Genomic DNA, 18,321 nt, shown 5'->3' with positions numbered 1-18,321 from the left:
TAAACCACTTTTCAAAGGCACCATCTCCCTTTAAAAATTGGAGTAGATTGCTGTAATCACCGTCTGTCTGGGCGAAACCCATAACAGGTAAAAGAATTGTTAATAAGCAAAAAGTTAATGTTATCGTTTTATTCATTTTTAAAATCGGTGTTTATAATGATTCATCAAATTTTGAACAATTTGCTGGTCTGAAGCGGGTGTCCAACCAGGTGGCAAAGCATAATTTGAATGGTTCTTTAAAATATTTTTGTAATCTGTAAGAAGTGTTGTCTTGTTATTGTAATCCCTTAACTCTCGCACAAATTTTCTCCATTTAATAAGGGTTTCGTGGTACATAATGAACCGTTTTCCTCTTGGCATATCCATACTTCTGGACATTGCGTATTTTTCTTTGATGAGATCCAGCTCTTCCTTAAGCCTTCTAATGGTTCCTGTCGTATTGAGCGTTTCAAACGTTTGTTGGTCTTTCAATCTCCATTCAATAAAATTTTGTGGATGGTCGGGGAATTCGGTAATTGGTTTTAACATTCGTTTGTAATACAAAAGCCAAAGAGGATCGGCATCAACAGTAGCGGACGTCCAATGGGCAAAATCCTGAACACTTCTTTTATGAATGGTATCTGAAGCTGCTTTTATTTTTTTTGCTTCTTCCTCCTGAAATTTTAACTGGGCGAATCTCTGATTTTGCACCCCTGTAGGTTTTAATGGTCGAATATCTTCACCGTCTTTATAATCCCTGTTGATCTTTGGAGCCCATATTCCCCAGACTGTTGCGTAGGCAAAATTGGTTTGGATTCCCAAAAAATATTTTGGATATGGTCTCCAATCTCCCCAATCTTGAAAGACAATTCTTTTATGTTGAGCAACAATGGAAGGGTCATTCAATCTCTTTACACTCAATTGTCCAAACACAGTGGCTGTAAAAAAGAGCAACTGAAATAGACTGATTTTTTTTAGTAGATTTCCCATAATTTTTTAATTAAAGAGGTAATGGTATTTAGTGATGATGTCGCCAACAATGGCTTTGTCTATATTGATGTAATTGCGGAGAACCGGAACCTGATACAGATAAGGGATTTTCTTGGCATTCTCTAACCGTAAATTGATGTACAGAATATTTCCGTTGATATTTCTGACACGGGTAAATATCTTTTCAATAAGCATTTCCCTATCCATTGCATCCATCAGAAAATCTTTGTCTTCATTGAGAATATCCTGGGTAACTTCCTGCTGAAGCTTCATCGTCTGCTTGCCTATTTCAACATAATATTTTGAAATGAGTACGGAATATTCAGGATGCTGCGCTGATAGATCCAGCATTTTATTGGAGTTCGTCACTATTTTACCTAAATATTGATAGAGATAAATAAGTTTCTTGCTCTGGGTCAAAGCTGAATTCACATTTTTCAGTTGTTGATAGATATACTCCTGAATGGCTATGATCTGCGTGATTTTATTGTTGATGTCATCATACAATTCTTTTTGCTTTTCATAGGAATCCAAAAAAGCTTGTTCGCTTCCCAATCGAACACCGTGATTTACGGTGATCTGCGAAAGGAGTTTATCATTAATGACTATTTGCTGGCTTTTTACCGATGCAACGGAGAAGAATAAAACTCCGGAAAGAAATATTTTTTTCATTTTAGAAAGATTTGATGTGACTCATTATGTTCTCAACCACCTGCTTATCTTTGTTGACATAATATTGAAAGGCTCTTTTATTGCGTTTTACTTTGGCTTTAATATCCCTTATCTTCAGAAGCATATGCGTGGAATTCCTGCTCAATGTTTTTATTTCGCCCAAAGCATATTCTAATAATACTTTACGTTCTGATTTTTCCATTTGATTGATGGCTCCGTAAGACAAAATGATCCCGGTTACAAGCCGTGTTACCATTTGCAGATCATCAACAAACTGAACTTGGGAAGGCAAAACGGATATAATGGAATAAGGAGCATCGTTTATTTCATTGATAATAGCAGTCTGATTGTTGGTTATTTTTGTTATTTCCCTGCTCATTGCTATTCCTGTTGGTATGGCTTGAATGGCAAATGAAACAATTCGCAATCTGTCCTGAACTTTGGTGATTTTTTCTTTAAAATTGTTCCATTGGTTTCTATTGGCCGTTTCTACGGTGGCATTCGCAATTTGTTTTTGTCGCATTTCTTTTTGCCTGTCGTGTTCTTTCATCGTGGCATTGATTTCTATATCCATCATCGGAAATGATACATTTTCCTGTTGCCATGCTGGTGTAGAACCACCACCGGAGGATGTCAACACAAGATAAACAGCCGGAATAGATAGGCTAAGAAGAATCTTCTTTAACATTTTGTAATTTTTTAAAAATTCCGTTTGTACCTGTTCATTATATTTTCAACAATAGCTTTGTCTGTATTGATGTAGCCTGCAAATGGATTAATGGAATTCCAGAATCCTAGTCGATTGGCTTTTTCCAGTCTTAATTTAATCGCCAAAAGCCAAAGCTTCAGATTTTTGACGTTCCCGGAAATATTATGCAAGATTTTATATCGATCTCCTGCAGTAGCCAGATTCAGCTCTCCGGATGCGAGAATATCAGATACATCTGTCACGATCTTTAGACTTTGCTCATAGGTCTTTTGTGAAGCTTTCACCCCAAAAATGGCATACTCAGGATGTTCTGATGCTAGTTGTACCACTTGTGAGGAATAACTATAACATTTATTGAGATCTGAGTAGATCTCCTGTGCCTGAATTCCGTTTTGTAATGTTCCTGAAACTTCTTTCAAGCCTTTCAGAATTTTATTCTGAATGTCATTGGCTGCCACCATCTGTGTTCCTACCCAGATCTGAGCATCTTTTAACTTTGAGGTCTCTTCGATTACTTCATTTTGTTTGGCTTTTAGATTTTCAGAATACAGAATCATTGCCGCCGTTACGGTAGGGTCGATGTAAGTGTTTTGAGCGAATCCAATTGTCCCCCATAGGGAGAAAATGAGTAGAAAAACCTTCAATCTAATGTGGTTCGCCAGAGATGAAACGTAACGAAATCCTCTTGGAAAATTTATAGCTTTAAAGGTTTTCATAAGCGTAATTTTGTTTACTGATTAATTCTGAAAAAGTGATTTGGCGGTCTTCTAATTCCTGTGAGATGACTTTGAAAACATTCTTCCCTTTGTGTTCTTTTTTCATTATTCTGTAGAAAGAATTGATTTTTTTATCTAATGGATTTTGATATAAGTTCACGAGTGACACTAAGTTTTCCAGACTGTCTCCGAAGACTTTGAGATCACCAACTATTCTGCGCAATGCTTCATCATAGTCGCCATATTGATGTACATAATATTCAACTGCCGATTTCTCCGGTTTTTCTGTGGTATAGGTTAAATATTGCTCCAGAGATACTTCATTCCCATAGACCTCTCCTTTCGAACCTCTCTTTAAATAGAATTCTTTGAATCGGCTTCGCCCGAATTTGTTGTTGAGATTGTTGATGGTGAAAATCTTGTTTTGCTCTACTTTATTAAGTGAAAGAAGCGAAGCTATCTTGTCGAAATTATCTTTGAACTTCGTCTGATCCAGCAATATAAAAGTGTCCGAATTATTGATGATGGAATCTTTAACCACCGCATTTCCAATAATATCATCCAGTTCCTGCGTTACCACCACCGCTTCTCCCCAAAATTTCCTCACCGTTTTGTACAAATAAAGGATGTATCCTCCCATCAGTTTACTCGCAATGGCCTTCCACGCTTCTTCGATGATGAGTGCTTTTCTACGGTCTTTTCTTAACCTCATTTTCTGAATAAAGGTGTCCATAATAATGAGCGTTACTATCGGAAACAGTTTGGGATTATCCTTCACATTATCAATTTCAAAAACAATAAAAGATTCGTCAAAAAGCGTATTATCGGCACTTTCATTTAAAGTCGTTCCATACCTTCCGCCTTTGTAAAAATCTTTCAGGACAAATAAATAGGTGCGCAGATTGAATTCCTTCTCTATAATATTGTGTTTTTTATTATTTAGGTAAATAGGAAGAAATTGATCACAATAATCATAAAACCCATTGAACGAAAGTTCTGTTACAACCAGCTTTTCTTCCAGTTCTTTTATTTTTCTGATAATGGCTTTTCTAAAGGATTCATTCCATTCTTCAGCTGATCTGGGTTGCCTGATGTCATTCGACTTGATTAAAATTAACTGTGTCTCATTGTATATTTTCCTTCTTTCTTCATCGTTCAGCGTGTCATACGCTTCATAGACTTTATAGAAATTTTCACTTTCATATTCAGGATTATTGATGTTCTTATCGGGATGATAGAATTTTAACAATTTTCTTCCCGCTTCTTTTATTTCATCGGAACTGGCATCGAAAGTAATTCCCAAAATGTCATAGTAAGTATGCTGTCCTTTGGCTTCATTCTCATATTCAGAAAAAAGATCATCTTCGTGAATGTTGTATTTACCTAGATAGAGAATGAGTTCTTCAGAAGTTTTATTTTCATACCACTGTGTTCCTGAGTTGAAATACTGATGGTAATACGACATCAACACATTATCTAAAATGGATTTTTGAGCGGATGACATTGCAGCATCGGGACCTTGCCAAATCAAGAAAATCAAGTTGGTTAAAAATTCGATTTTTTCGATATTAAATTCTTTTTTATCCATCAGAAAAGGATTCATTGTAATGGGCTTTTCTTCGGTATATTGAATGTATCTTCCTCCTTTATATTTACAAGTTCCTGAATAGGAATCTCCTGTATCAACAATCACTACATCATAATTGTAGGTCAAGTACTGCTCGATAATATTGTTCATTAAAAAACTTTTGCCTGAACCACTAGGTCCGAGAACGAACTTATTTCTGTTATTAATTCTTCCTGTTTTCATCGGTAAATCCGAAGGATCTACTTTTAGCGGAACGCCTTGTCTATCGGTAAATCTTAAATAGAAATTGGATTCTTCATTGACGGGGTAACTTTCTTTAAAAAAAAAACACAAGGCCGCTTCGCTTGTCGTCATAAAAAGATCATATTCCCTAAGTTCTGTTCCATTGCCCGGAATTGCCGACCGCCAAAGTTCTAACTGGTTGTAGGCATTTTTAGAAACAATGATTCCTTTTGTGAAAAGCTTATTTTCAATCATCGACTGAATGTTTTCCATTTTTTCCAGTGTCTGGGCTGAAAACAATATTGAAAAATGAGCATTGACCACCAATTGCCCATCAACAGCAATATTATGAAGCAGAGTCTGAATTTCATCTGCTATAATCGCATTGGAAGGAGAATTGTTAGCTGCTCCTTCGTGCTTTTTCTTCTTTTTATCAAGCTCCCTTTGCTGTTGCGCCTGAATTGGAATAGTAATAATCTGATTGTATACAATGGTCTCATAATCTTCCAGTTCATTGATAAAACTAAAATTATCAACTGCTGTTTCAGCAGCTGCACCGTTACCGCCGAGAACAGAATAAGGTTCAATTTCTGAGGGCAAATCAATGTTTTCTACATCCACGTAAGAAATATTTTTTACGAATCTGTTTCCGATCTGCAAAAATTCGTTGGTGCTTTTTATATTATCGAATGTTGGAGATTCGGTAAACTGCATCGACAGAACTCCCGAAATGTAGTATTCAAAATCTTTCTCAAATAAAAACTGAGGTTCGCAGTCATTCTGCTTCAAAAGCATCAATACTTTTTGGCATTTGTCCCGAAGTTCTTTATAGCTTTTATCGGAGAAATTGTATTGCTTTCTTTTCTTTTTCAGTTTATCATCGATGATATCTGTAAACAAAAGCACCGTTTCGATGGTTTTGAAAAGTCTGCCGTCAAAATGTTCCGAATATTTTTGTTGTAGAAATTGGTTGGATTGTTCAGCGGTGTATTTTTTTTTGGAAAAAATATCGAGCTTCTGAACGATTCTCCCCTCTCCAATGATCGATACCACCTGATTTAAAACCGTGTGAAAGTTGAGATAGCTATCCGGGTCCGCCGAGTACTGTTCTACGATGTTTTTTATCTTGATCCCGATAATAGGGTTTCCGTATTGTCCGAAAAGAACATCAAAATCCCAATTGAAATCCTTTCCATAATCATAACCTATAAAAGGAATGCTAAATGCCTGTTTTTTTGTTGTTGCCATTCTTTAAAAGTTTATTACTGCCTAACCTTTTTGGAAAAATTAAGATGTGATCGAAGTTTCTGGTTTTGTCATACAAACCATATTTATCCTGTCTTCTGAAGATGAGATAAACTCCGCCTGCGGTGACTGCAAGACCAAGTAAAGAGCCTAAGAGACCGAACTTTGAGAGTACCAATGCTGAAATGACCCCGCCACCGATAACACCGACTGCGTAAAAGATGTATTTCCCTTTGAGTCCGAAGAATACAAGGGGCTTTTTCAGCCCCTTATAAAGGTAGAATCCCATCCTATGCAAAGAATGCTGTTACAAATTCCGGAACGACAATCAGGAAGATCATTGCTCCTCCATAACCAAGGATCTCTTTGTTTACGTCCTGGTCACCATTCGTCCATTTATTATACACTCGGAGACCTCCGATAAAACCGACCAATCCTCCTACTGCTTTCAAGATCAGCTTGACCGGATCCCAATAATCAGTGATATCACTTGCTGCATTCGAGATTGCCGTTGCTCCACCTTGGGCAAATGCGGGAGTTATCGCCATAATTGCCAAGGCTAGGGTTAGAACTTTTTTTGTTGTCACGTTTTTTGTGAAAAAATTTTTCATCATAATTCAAAAAATTTATAAAGGGTTAATAATCAATTGAGTGTTAAATTTTGGGAATAGGAGTCCCGGACAACGGATGGGAATCCGCTGTTAAGTCTAATAATCAGTACGTTAGATTTTGTTTAAGTTGGCTAACTACATAATGGATTGATAAACTTTGTATCCGTCGTAGTTCGCAACCATTTGAACCAAGGTTTCAGAAAGATTAAGCATCGCCTTCCAATCTTTTATTCTGGAAGTTTCCTGGTCTGCACTAACCGTGATTGGGTTTTCGCTAATCACTTCGTTAGGTTTCTGATTTTCCTTTTCTGTTGATATTTTTTCCTTTTGGTCAAAATACGCTTCGCTTGATTCAGCATTTTCAGGATCAGGTTGGTTTTCAATTTCGGTAAAATCCTTTTTGGGTGCATTGTCCGGTTCATCCAGATCTTGTTCAGATTCAAATAGTCCCCTCAAATATTCCAGATCTTGTCTTTCTTCATTTCCTTCAGTGTAATCAGAATGGATTAGATTTTTATTAAAGGATTTGGGAGTGTTGAGATTTTCTACATCTTCAATCCCTATAGTTGCAGTAAGATCTTCGTACTGTTCGGAAATTTCGGATAAAGAAAATTCCTCCGTCTCTTCTTTGTAGGTTTCTTTTTCTTTCTTCAGAAACAGATCGTATACAATGTTACCTGCATAATACAACACGTAAACAGCCAGAATAGTAAGTGAAATTTTTATCATTTTTTATTGATTTAGTTGTCAGTCAATCGTTGTCGTTTGTTGGTATTGAATCTTTGATTTTTTACCTCTTTTTAATCACTTGTATTTTGATTTTTGAGGTTTCATTGATATATTTTATAAGTTCATCGAATGTATGTTCTACTGCATATTTTTGCTTGCCTATAAGGCTTCTGGTATTAATAGTTTGTAGGCAGTTTCTTTTAAATACCGGGCTTGGCAGCAGCATTCCATATTTTGCGAGCTCAATGTCCATTGCTTCCTGATTCAGATACTTGTAGCCTTTATCATATTTGGAACGGATAAATATTCTTTCGGCCTCACTTTCCAGTAGTCCCAGCATATTGATGAAGACCAAAGTCGATTTTACAGAAACATCGGAATACTCAAAAGGTGTTACGATAAAATCACTGTATATGAGCAAATCACTGTATTTTGCATCGAGCGTTCCGGCCAAATCAAAGAGATTGATCTCATCGCTTTCTTTTAAATTAATGAGAGTTTCAAAGTCTGAAAAAGGCTGCTCTTCTTCCTCGCCAATAATTTCTACATCGTACAATTTTGGAATGTCCAATAGCTCATCTTCTTTCCATTTGTGATAGAATGATTTCTGATAATCAAAATCGAAAACATTGAGTTTTCTTTCTGAAAGTGCGGTAATGTAATTGGCAAAAGCGATGGCTAATGTCGTTTTTCCGGTTCCTCCTTTTTGGGTAGCAAATGTGATGATCATAGGTTTTAGTTGATTTTTATTGGACTGAAGATGATTTTTCCATCAACTTTATCGTCTCTTTTTTCGTCTTTTTTTGAGTTCATTTTCGGCAGGGTCTTTTGCAGTTCCCGAACTTTTCATCAACTCAAAAAGCATTTCGTTGACGGCTTTGTTTAATTCTGTTTTTTCATTATTTTCAGTCCGGTTTTCTGTCTGCACTTCATTGACGCTTATGGGATTCAGAAATTTTTGATATTCCTTTTCTCCGATTAATGGTTGAAGTTCACCCACGTAATGAAATCTGGTATGAACAGCATACAGCTTTCCATCTTCGCCTTTTGTTATAGAAATATCTTTTTTTTCATCATTTGTGTTTTTGTTATTTCTAATAAAGTCCTTTACTTCAAACTGGACTTTTCGGTAGGTTTCCAAATCTTTCTTCCCTCGGTTTTCAAAAAGCATAAAGTCCTTGATTTCTGCTTCCGGATTATTCTTCTTAAAAAATTCAAGCAGGATCTTTTTTGTTTCCTGGCTGCGAATATTATAATCCTTCAGTATTTCAAAAGTCTTCTTATCCACCTTGTCAGAAGTAAATTCAAATACTTCATTCATTTTCATAATATCACTTCCTTTGTATACTTCTCCTGTTTTATGGTCGATCACGGTGTAGCCGAAAGGATTTTTATCTTCTTTATGATGAAAAACCATATCGATCCCGAAAACATCTTTCAGCTTTTTTTGGAGCTCGCTTTCAAAGGCAATCTTCATTTTTGAATCATTTCCTCCGTCAGTAGTCTTCTCTTTTGGAAGCACTGCTTCATTTTTTCTATTATCCACCACTTTAAAAACCTTATTGGAATACAATTCTTTGTATTTGCTTAATATGGCTTTCATCTGCTTAGCCCTTTTTTCATTTTTGCTGTTATCAAAAACAATCTGATCCCCTCTAATAGATTTTTGGTTTACTCCGTTTTTTAAAATGTTAAAAGAATTTTCATCACTTGTGTTTTTGCCTATCTTGTAACCATTTCTGCTGAGTAGAGTTTCCAACTGATCAAGCGAACTTATTTTGTAGTTCAGCAGCTTTTCCAGTTCTTCTTCCGGTTTCTGACCATATAATTTTTCCATTGTAACGCTTAATGCTTTTTGGGCTTTAAGCCTTTCATAACTGTCATTGATCTTTTTCCCTGTCTGTTTATCAACCCGGGTTGAAACAATGTGTACGTGATTATTATCTGTATCCTTATGAAAAACCACAATGAAAGGCTGTTCGCCATATTTCATTTCATCCATAAAATTCTCCGTTATCTTAGTAAGCTCTTCTTTCGAATGCCCTTGAAATTTTGTAGAGATCATCGCGTGAAATTGAGGCTTCAACACTTTTTTATTCCCGATTGAAATAGCTCTTAAATAGTTTCTTACTTCTTGCTTGCTGCTTGATTCGTTAATGAATGAAGGAAAATTTTTCATCAGCATTAATTCTCCAATGCCTTTATCAATTTTCTTATCGTTATAATGAACTCCTGGAAAACTCGGACCTGCCGGATCCATGATCTTAACAATCATCTTGATAGCTTTGCATAGATTTTTGTAAAGATTTCGTTCTGTTCTTTTTTCAGAATTATGATCTCTGATAACTTATCCGAAAAATTTCTGAGTTTATTTTCGCTGATAAATTTTTGACCATTTGCTATTTTTGCTACCTGATTGATATTATTTTCAATTTTTCCGAAGATGTTATCCTGTTTTTCAATGAACGCCAATACTTTTCGTCTCTCGTCATCCATCATTCTATTCTCTACGGAATTGATGATTAGACTAGTCAGGGAAATTTGTTTATTGGAACAGATTTTTTTCCAATCTTTCTTCTTTTCACTCTTAATTCTGAAAAAAATAACTTCATCTTTTTGCTCATCAATATTCATCTTTCAAATTCAAATTTGATTTTAAAAATGTTGTTTTCTATATTGGAACAAAGATGACCGCCGCAATTGCCATAATGCCTACAACGATAGAACTAACGACTTTTACTTTTTTCACTTCCCTGATTTGTTTTTTATCTATTGAAATCGTCTCTCCTTTTTTGGAAATACCATAAATATTGTTGCCATCAACTGATGTGATTTTTATTTTGTGGATTTTTGCAGTGAAATCCTGAACGTCATATTTGTGATTTAATGCTAAAGAATTATCTTTTAATGGTTTGCCAGGATTCGAAACAATAGACCTACAAGATGTTAGTGAAAGAGTGATCATCAGGCATAAAAATTTGAAAAAGTTTTTCATAGTTTATGATTAAGGTGTTACCCAACTTGTCAAACCGTTTACGCTTTTTAGAATATATGTTCCGGTAGCAGGCGGAGTTGGAACTATCTCTGTTGCAAAACCAAATGAACCATCTGTTTTGGCAACTACTTTTTTCGTATAGGATGAATCTCCGTCTGCATTGGGCATTTGGGAAGGTGTAACGCTGAGCTTGCCATTGATATTTAACCATCTTTCAGAAAAATCCCCCGAAATCAAAGCAAATTTGTAATCCGTATAATTGTTCGTGATACTATCCCAAAAGCTGGTTGAACTTGTTGTAACGCGGGTTGAATGTATAGCTAGTTTATTACTTACGCTTCTGTTTCCTGTGGCCGGGCTACCAGCGCCAATGCCGATGAAAATATTGTTAGACCCTGTTCGGTTTCCTGTTCCTGACAGATAGCCAATAGAGATGTTATCATTTCCTGAAGTAATGTAGGACATAGCTCCCGGACCAATTCCAATATTTCTACTACCGGAGATTACGCCGTTTGCGATGCCATTCAAAGCAGAAACTCCTGCAGCATAATTAAGTTTGCCTGTAACTTCTCCTTGAGACATTGCATAAGCACTAGCGGAATTTCCTTTTCCAGAGGTTATATTAGAGTCGGTTGCAAAAATAGAATTGTAGTCACCGGTGATTGGACTTCTGGAATTTCCCAGTATGTAATTTTCTTTCTCATCAAAATTAAGATGCAGACTGTTCTTGACAATAAGTTCAACCGTAGAAGTGTTGCCCTTGAGTGCAACTGTATTTAGTGGGTCTTCTTTTATAAATGACTTCCATAGATCACCGTCAAAATAATACAACCCGGACTTTGTGATATGAATAACCTGACCGGATAAATTAGTAGCTGGAGATGTTACAAACACGACAGCTCCTTTTTTTGCAGATGAATATGTTTTTGCTGCGAGTTGGTTACCTGTAATCCTTGGAGGAATAATCCCGTCATAATGATTGGTGTCATTTGGTTTCCCTACAACTTCTAAAGTAGCCTCGGGCGTCTGGGTGTTGATGCCAATCTGTCCCTGTATTGTTGTTGCTATGAAAGGCAGAAAAAAATAAATTAATGTTTTCATTTTATTTTTTATTAAAATTCATTTGGTCTTAAGAATCGTATTAACTGTGTATAATTTGTATTAATTGCTATAATTTTAGCGTCCTAGTGTAGATAGGGTCTGATCCAATTTGAGTAGCCCTGAACTTCTCCATAAGTATAATATGATGTTGATATTGCGCCTAAAGAAGCTTGAGGAATTTTTATGGTGAAATTTTCAAGCAAGGCAGGAATAAGCATTGTTGAATTCTCAGGATGTAAAAAAACAATCTGGTTAGGAATATACCCTATGTCACTAAAGATATCCGGAATATTTATAAGTGCGTCGGAAGTAATTGGTTCTGAATCAGTCGACCTGAATATTTGAAATTTTACATTGACGATACCATTAACTTTTCTGAATGATACGGATCCTTTTAAGCCTCCATAATTTTTGGTCCCAATGGTATAGTATTTAGAAGCGGTTAAATAATTATTTGTATTTCCATTATAATTAACCGGAGCGGACCATGTAGAAGTTGCACTAAGAGCCGCAGTACTGGTATGGTCAAACGTCAATAGAATTCTATATTCAGTGGGTTGCTTTTCTTTTGAAAATGTTTGCCACAAATTGCCATCAAAATAATATAATCCGGGTTCAGTTATTTGAATGACTTGTCCTGATAAATTGTTAGCCGGAGATGTTACAAAGACGACAGTTCCTTTTTTTGTAGATGAATATGTCTTTGCAGCGAGTTGATTTCCTGTAATTCGTGGAGGAATAATTCCGTCATAATGATTGACATCATTTGGTTTTCCTACCACTTCTAAAGTCGCCTCTGGAGTTTCGGTATTGATGCCGACCTGACCTTGGATTGATACTACTATTAATGCCAGTAGAAGATGACTCAATTTTTTCATTAGTATTTTGATTAAAAATTCTGTGACAAAATTGGGCGTTAAAACCTTCTAAAACAATAGTATTCAATGGGTTTGGGCTAAATAAGAATAATCTGGATTAGTTTGGAAACTTCCCAGGATTAAAAAAGAATGATTTGGATTAATTTGGATTCTTGTACCAAAATTTAATTAAAAACAAAAAAACAAGTTCCGCAGTTTTTTTCCCCTTTTTGAAAAAAAGGCAAGATCGTCTTTGGATATAAAACTTGAAAAGTTTGTATATACAAAGACACATCTTGCTCAAAAAGGCCGCTTATTTTTCGGAGTTCTGAAAATCGATTTATATTATTGATAATCAGTAAGTTTGAATCTCCTGTTGTGTTTATTGGGAAATTACAGAAGTGAATTCTTTGAGTATGAAAGAAAAATAATAATTGCTTGTAAAGTGAAAATTTACTTACCGTATTGTAAATCAAATTGTAATGATTTTGACCTGTACTTATTTTACGCAGGTGACCTGTATCTAATTTACGCAGGTATGAGATTGCACCAGTATTCGTATTACGCAGGTGCGATGAGTAATATTGTCCTATTTTTTGCAGATGACCTGTATCTGATTTACTCAGGTATGAATTCCAGCTGTATGTATTTTACGCAGGTTTGATGATTGGCATAATCCTTTTTACTCAGGTAACCTGTATCTAATTTATACAGGTATGGGGTTCAACCTGTATTCGTATTACGCAGGTTAGATGATGTATTGAACTTGCTTTAATTAATGAATTTTCAATGATGTATTTTAATAGTTACGGGAATCCTTTTTTTACTATCCGAAAAAATTCCGTTAGGCAAAAAATGATGAGTATAGAACTATTTTGGATAAATATCAAAAAAGAGCACAAGATTCATTATCATTTTTTTGGTATATTTGAAACTCTTATCAAAATTCTAAACAAAGAAATTTCAATAAAAAAAAATGAGAAGAATATTATTTCTATCTTCAATATCACTGGCTTCATTGGCGTACAGCCAGACCAACTGTGAATCTCTCAAAAAGGAAAACGAAGCTTTACAATCGACGGTTAAAACTTTGTCTTTAGAAAATTAATCTATAAAAAAAGTATTTGATATTAATAATCCAATTCTCGATTCGGAAAAAGACAATTCTTCATTCAAAATAACAAAAGTCGTTGGAAATAAAGCAACGAAAAATATTGCTGTAAGTTTTCTTGTCTAAACAAAAGATGAGAACAAAAAAATGACGATTACCGATATTTCTATTGTAGATATTGAAGGAAATGAATATCAAATAGATTTATATAAATCCAGCAAACCATATCCGGAACTCTCACTGAACACTCCTGTCAAAATAAATTTCTCATTTAAAGATTAAAAAAGAACTAATTTCTTCAGCAGTTGAAAGGAAAAGCTATCAATACATCCTCCCTAAGTTATTGCATTACAACAATGTATTTAATGATGCTTTTTTAAGATCGCTATATGTAGCAAGGTTAGAAATTTTACTTATAGATGAGTTGATACCCAAACTTGTAAATGACAAAATCATAGTTATAAAAAGTGAGGCTAAATTTAACCTCACTTCCATTTATTTACAACAAGCATTTCCCTCTTGAATAGGTGGGCACTTCACTGTGCCATAACTACAAAACACGCAACAATCCCCCTCTTTTGGTTTTAGGATTGTTTTGCAATTCTCACACTGATAGAAAAATTGACAAGCATCAGTTGGCATTTCTTCGGATTTCTTATGTCCGCAGGTTGGACAAGTTATTTCGGATATTAAAATGATGTCCATTATGAAATAATTTTGCTTTTTAGTGATTTGTAACCAGTCGAGTTAATAGCTTTTTCGATTTGCTCGATGCTGGTTTGTTTGTTGTCGAACTTTACAATTGCGTTGCCTTTTTCGTAAGAAACAATAACTTCAACAATGCCTTTTAGTTTGCTAATTTCTGTCTTTACATGATGTTCACATCCTGAACAAGTCATTCCTTTAATAGTAAATTCAACTTTCTGAATTTTAGAAGTCGAGGTAACAATTGCCGTGATTTTTGTCTTCGGAACAAAGATGTGAGCATAACTCGGAAATGATAGAAGTAAAACTGATATTACGGTAATACTTCCTAAAAATGATTTCGTTTGCATAAAATTTTGTTTTTGATTTGTTTCACAATTACAGTCAATTTGTTTTTGAGGTTTCAGTTTTTGATACCAAGCAAAGCCAAGAACTAAAACAGTCATACCAATAAAATAAGGTCGAAAAGGTTCGAGCCACGAAAAGGTAGAAGCAATTCCGCTTGAACCCGCAACTATAGCCAAAATTGGCGTAATACAGCACAAGGACGAAGCAATTGCTGTCAAAAGTCCTGCACCGATTAATTTTTTTTCTGTTTTCATATTGCTTCCAAAATTTTGTTTTCATTAAGGATTTTGAAAAAAGGTTTGAGCATTTTTTCATACTCTTTTGCCAACGAATAGAAAATAGTTTGCGCTTGTCTTTCCGTTTCAATGAGTTTTCTGTCTTTGAGTTTTCGCAAGTGCTGAGAAACTGCCGAAATGGTCATACTGAGAATATCGCTTAGGTCGCAAACACAAAGTTTCTTTTCTTCATAAAGAAGAAAAAGTATTTTCAGTCTTACATTGTTACCCGCTAACTCAAGTCCGCTAGATAAATAATCAACTGTCCCTTTAATTTCACTAATCCGGTCTTTGCAACGCATTATCTGCTTAACGTCTGCCTGCTGCCTTATACAAGAAAGATTATCCATAAGTACAAAGATATGCAAATTGTTTATTTAAGCAAATACTAAAATACAAAAACATCTTTTTATACATTTTCATAAAAGGATAAAAGATTTCCGTATAAGTCTAATGCTGCAAATTCTCTTGTGCCATAATAGGTACTTTCTATCTCTGTTTTTTCATTGTGAAGCACCTCTTTTTCTTTTAGCTCCTTATACAGCTCTTCAACTCCTTTTACTTCAATTCTGCAACTGTGTGTTCCTGCTAAAAAGCTTTCTGCCCCACTACTAATCGGTTTTAGAAATAGAAAAATGCTTTTCCATTTCCAACTATAATTGCAGGAAGCCCACAAATGCAGCTCTATGTTGTCCCGAACCAAAATTGCAAAAGTGTCTTCCTTGTACCGACAATTAAAACCAAATTTGTCTTTGTAAAATTGAACTGCTTTGTCAATTTCCCTGACAGGAAATGCGGGTGTTGTCTTTATCAGTTCTATCATTGTCATGTGCAATTTTAAATTGTAATATTGTGCTAAATAGTCGAGACAGCACAAACGGGTTGAAAAAACGTTTTCGGTTTCCTGGCTTAGCTGTTTATCCTTTGTTTTAATAATTTAAAGATAATCCTATACCCCAGCCCATATCACTATCGTAATGTGTACGAATACCCACATTTTTATTGATAATATATTTTAGCTCTGTCATATACTCTTTATCGGTGTTGACCATAAAACCAGCCCTCAATCTCTTTGTGATGGGAATATCTTCACGCATTAAGGAAAGACGTACAATTCCATCGTGATATACCTCTGCCTGAAAGTTTACTAACATCGGCAAAGTGTACATAAAACCTAAACTAATAGCTCTTCGTGTATCTTTTTCATTCTTCTGTCCGAATAAATTGGTTTCGTGTTCATCCATACCCATTTTACGATATCTCCAATCAAAACCTATAAAGGGCATAAACCATTGCATTTTACCTATGTATCGTCCTAAGTGCGTTTCTACTTCATACCCGTGCATATCATTATAGCCTAAACGCCATTCTGTACCTAAACTCCATCTTGCATTCTGAAGCATTGCATCTCCATCATTTCCATTCGTAGCGAAATCATTCTGCGCCATAAAGTGTGGCATATTACTCTCTCGCTGCAACATATTATATGCTTGTTTTTTGTCAGGCAAATTCGGATTTTGATAATCGTCAACTGCAAAAACCCTATTCATCCCCGACATCATATGGTAAAGTATATGACAGTGGAAAAACCAATCTCCCTCTTCGTTTGCTAAAAACTCAATGGTATCTGTTTCCATCGGCATTATATCTAAAACATTTTTAAGGGGAGATTTTTCACCTTTGCCATTAATAACTCTAAAATCAAAGCCATGCAAGTGCATCGGATGGCGCATCATTGAGTTATTATGAATGGTAATTCGTAGAATTTCTCCTTTTTTCACAGGTATTTTATCAACTTCTGAAAGTATTTTATTATCCATGCTCCACACATAACGGTTCATATTTCCGGTAAGGGTAAATTTCAATTCTTTTACTGGAGCATCTTTAGGAAGCTCCGTATTGGAAGGAGATTGTAGCATTGCATAATTTAGAGTTTTGATTTCTCCCAAAGCATTTGCATTGTAACGGTTGGGATCATTTTCCATATTCATATTGTGCCCGCTATGGTCTACTTTCTGCTTACTATCTCCTGTGATTTCGGGATACATTACCACATTCATATCCATTTGGTTCAAGCTCATTTTCATTCCCATATCGTCCAAATCGCCATTCATCTTCATCATATCATTCATCATTTTCATCCCCTCAAAATATTTAAGGCGAGGAAGCGGAGAAATAAGCTGTTTAATACCATTGCCCACAAAATAACTTGCAGATTGTGTTCGGTCTTCAGTAGTGGCTAGAAACTCATAGGCAACCCCATCGTTAGGAATTGTTACTACTATATCATAAGTTTCGGAAACGGCAATGATTAATCTATCTACCTCTACTGGCTCTACATCATTACCATCATTGGCTACTACAGTAATTTTACCTCCTGCATATCGCAACCAAAAATAAGAGGATGCCCCACCATTTGACACTCGTAATCTTACTTTATCTCCTGCTTTTAACGTTTTACCATCAACCTTTTTTAAATCAGTAGAATGATTTCCGTTAATTAATATTTTGTCATAATACACATCGCTTACGTCCATTGCCAGCATCCGCTTCCATTCATTCTTTACTTTTGTTTTAAAATAACCTTCTCTAATGGCTTCTGCGTAAGATTGTGTTGCATTTTTTTTAATAGCTGCCCAATCATTGGCATTATGCAACATTCGGTTGATATTATCAGGGTTTAGGTTTGTCCACTCACTTAAAATGATGGGTACGGTAGGCAAATCATCAATTCCCTCTCTAAAAGTTTTATCATCCTCACGCTTTTTCATTACAAAACTGCCATACATACCAATCTGCTCCTGCAAACCAGAATGTGAGTGGTACCAGTGCGTTCCGTGTTGGATAATCGGAAAACGATAGGTATAAGTTGAACCTGCTGGAATGGGTTTTTGAGTAAGCCAAGGCACACCATCCTCTTTATTGGGTAAAAAAACGCCATGCCAATGCAGTGATGTACTTTCTTTTAATTGATTATGTACAACAATTTCGGCTGTATCGCCTTCTGTGAAAGTTAGGGTTGGCATAGGTATTTGACCATTTACGGCAATGGCTCTCTTTTCTTTACCTGCGTAGTTTGCTAGTGTATCTGTTACATATAATTCGTATCGAACTGTTTTTGGAGGTTTTGTATTTACAATTCTTTTTACGGTTTGATGCTTTTCTTTTGGCATAGACATATTGTTCATTTTGTCCACCTTTTTTGGCTGCTCTTTTGGAGGCATCTGCATTTCATCGTTCTTTTTGTTCGATGACTGCTTTACTGTTTTAGTCTTTTCTTTTATCAATTTCATACCACACTTTGGACAGTTGCCTGGTTTTGCGGCGTGGATTTCAGGATGCATCGAGCAAGTATAAGTTACCTGTTGCACCTTTTCGTTTTTACTCATATCCATACCTTTCATATCCTGTGCTTGTGCAAAGGTGTACATGGCAAGGATGAATATTATTAATGTTATCTTTTTCATT

20 protein-coding genes are annotated in these 18,321 nt (G+C 35.4%); 1 reads left to right on the top strand and 19 read right to left on the bottom strand.

Features of this window, described 5'->3' with window-relative positions; genetic code table 11:
* Positions 1-138 precede the first annotated feature (138 nt).
* The 14 genes from RTY06_RS12345 to RTY06_RS12280 form a co-directional block, all read right to left on the bottom strand.
* On the bottom strand, positions 139-969 hold the full coding sequence (locus RTY06_RS12345; RefSeq protein WP_034975929.1) for a hypothetical protein: 831 nt from the start codon (positions 967-969) through the stop codon (positions 139-141).
* 6 nt (positions 970-975) lie between these two features.
* A complete protein-coding gene (locus RTY06_RS12340) occupies positions 976-1,641 on the bottom strand; it encodes a hypothetical protein (protein WP_034975931.1) in 666 nt (221 codons plus the stop codon).
* Position 1,642: 1 nt separating this feature from the next.
* Positions 1,643-2,329 (bottom strand): hypothetical protein, encoded by a 687-nt coding sequence (locus RTY06_RS12335; protein ID WP_034975933.1) that lies wholly within the window; start codon positions 2,327-2,329, stop codon positions 1,643-1,645.
* Positions 2,330-2,340: 11 nt separating this feature from the next.
* Positions 2,341-3,066: a hypothetical protein gene (locus RTY06_RS12330; protein ID WP_228374833.1), complete on the bottom strand. Its 726-nt coding sequence runs from the start codon at positions 3,064-3,066 to the stop codon at positions 2,341-2,343.
* Positions 3,053-6,124, bottom strand: coding sequence for a TraG family conjugative transposon ATPase (locus tag RTY06_RS12325; RefSeq protein WP_312825234.1), 3,072 nt, complete (start codon positions 6,122-6,124; stop codon positions 3,053-3,055). The genes RTY06_RS12330 and RTY06_RS12325 overlap by 14 nt, the downstream gene beginning before the upstream one ends.
* Positions 6,096-6,410 carry a DUF4133 domain-containing protein gene (locus RTY06_RS12320; RefSeq protein ID WP_040995597.1) on the bottom strand — a complete coding sequence of 105 codons (315 nt, stop codon included), beginning with the start codon at positions 6,408-6,410 and terminating at the stop codon, positions 6,096-6,098. The genes RTY06_RS12325 and RTY06_RS12320 overlap by 29 nt, the downstream gene beginning before the upstream one ends.
* Position 6,411: 1 nt before the next feature.
* On the bottom strand, positions 6,412-6,732 hold the full coding sequence (locus RTY06_RS12315; protein ID WP_371462110.1) for a DUF4134 domain-containing protein: 321 nt from the start codon (positions 6,730-6,732) through the stop codon (positions 6,412-6,414).
* Positions 6,733-6,867: 135 nt separating this feature from the next.
* On the bottom strand, positions 6,868-7,461 hold the full coding sequence (locus RTY06_RS12310) for a hypothetical protein (RefSeq protein WP_040995594.1): 594 nt from the start codon (positions 7,459-7,461) through the stop codon (positions 6,868-6,870).
* A gap of 61 nt (positions 7,462-7,522) precedes the next feature.
* Positions 7,523-8,191 (bottom strand): ParA family protein, encoded by a 669-nt coding sequence (locus tag RTY06_RS12305; protein ID WP_040995592.1) that lies wholly within the window; start codon positions 8,189-8,191, stop codon positions 7,523-7,525.
* A gap of 48 nt (positions 8,192-8,239) precedes the next feature.
* Positions 8,240-9,736: a relaxase/mobilization nuclease domain-containing protein gene (locus tag RTY06_RS12300; protein ID WP_034975946.1), complete on the bottom strand. Its 1,497-nt coding sequence runs from the start codon at positions 9,734-9,736 to the stop codon at positions 8,240-8,242.
* Positions 9,733-10,095 (bottom strand): hypothetical protein, encoded by a 363-nt coding sequence (locus RTY06_RS12295; protein WP_034975947.1) that lies wholly within the window; start codon positions 10,093-10,095, stop codon positions 9,733-9,735. Before RTY06_RS12295 ends, RTY06_RS12300 begins: the two co-directional genes overlap by 4 nt.
* Before the next feature lie 37 nt (positions 10,096-10,132).
* Positions 10,133-10,456, bottom strand: a complete 324-nt coding sequence (locus RTY06_RS12290; RefSeq protein ID WP_034975949.1) for a bacteriophage spanin2 family protein — start codon at positions 10,454-10,456, stop codon at positions 10,133-10,135.
* A gap of 9 nt (positions 10,457-10,465) precedes the next feature.
* Complete coding sequence (locus RTY06_RS12285; protein ID WP_034975952.1) at positions 10,466-11,557, bottom strand: hypothetical protein; 1,092 nt, start codon at positions 11,555-11,557, stop codon at positions 10,466-10,468.
* An 83-nt stretch (positions 11,558-11,640) separates the two neighbouring features.
* Entirely contained in the window at positions 11,641-12,426 is a 786-nt protein-coding gene (locus RTY06_RS12280; RefSeq protein WP_312825225.1) for a hypothetical protein, read from the bottom strand.
* A 964-nt stretch (positions 12,427-13,390) separates the two neighbouring features.
* Here RTY06_RS12280 and RTY06_RS12275 point away from each other — a divergent pair.
* Entirely contained in the window at positions 13,391-13,522 is a 132-nt protein-coding gene (locus tag RTY06_RS12275; RefSeq protein WP_262486294.1) for a hypothetical protein, read from the top strand.
* A gap of 498 nt (positions 13,523-14,020) precedes the next feature.
* Here the strand turns inward: RTY06_RS12275 and RTY06_RS12270 are convergent, their stop codons facing one another.
* From RTY06_RS12270 to RTY06_RS12250, 5 genes are all read right to left on the bottom strand, one after another.
* A complete protein-coding gene (locus RTY06_RS12270) occupies positions 14,021-14,230 on the bottom strand; it encodes a GDCCVxC domain-containing (seleno)protein (RefSeq protein ID WP_082811089.1) in 210 nt (69 codons plus the stop codon).
* Positions 14,230-14,832, bottom strand: coding sequence for a mercuric transport protein MerTP (merTP, locus tag RTY06_RS12265; protein WP_027381138.1), 603 nt, complete (start codon positions 14,830-14,832; stop codon positions 14,230-14,232). Before merTP ends, RTY06_RS12270 begins: the two co-directional genes overlap by 1 nt.
* Entirely contained in the window at positions 14,829-15,203 is a 375-nt protein-coding gene (locus tag RTY06_RS12260; RefSeq protein WP_027381139.1) for an ArsR/SmtB family transcription factor, read from the bottom strand. The genes merTP and RTY06_RS12260 overlap by 4 nt, the downstream gene beginning before the upstream one ends.
* Before the next feature lie 59 nt (positions 15,204-15,262).
* Positions 15,263-15,676: a VOC family protein gene (locus tag RTY06_RS12255; protein ID WP_206605233.1), complete on the bottom strand. Its 414-nt coding sequence runs from the start codon at positions 15,674-15,676 to the stop codon at positions 15,263-15,265.
* Positions 15,677-15,782: 106 nt separating this feature from the next.
* Complete coding sequence (locus RTY06_RS12250) at positions 15,783-18,320, bottom strand: multicopper oxidase domain-containing protein (RefSeq protein ID WP_312825216.1); 2,538 nt, start codon at positions 18,318-18,320, stop codon at positions 15,783-15,785.
* Position 18,321 lies beyond the last annotated feature (1 nt).

Origin of the sequence: Epilithonimonas sp. (assembly GCF_032055105.1) — a bacterium.
Lineage (GTDB): Bacteria > Bacteroidota > Bacteroidia > Flavobacteriales > Weeksellaceae > Epilithonimonas.
This window is presented reverse-complemented; position numbering and strand designations above follow the sequence as displayed.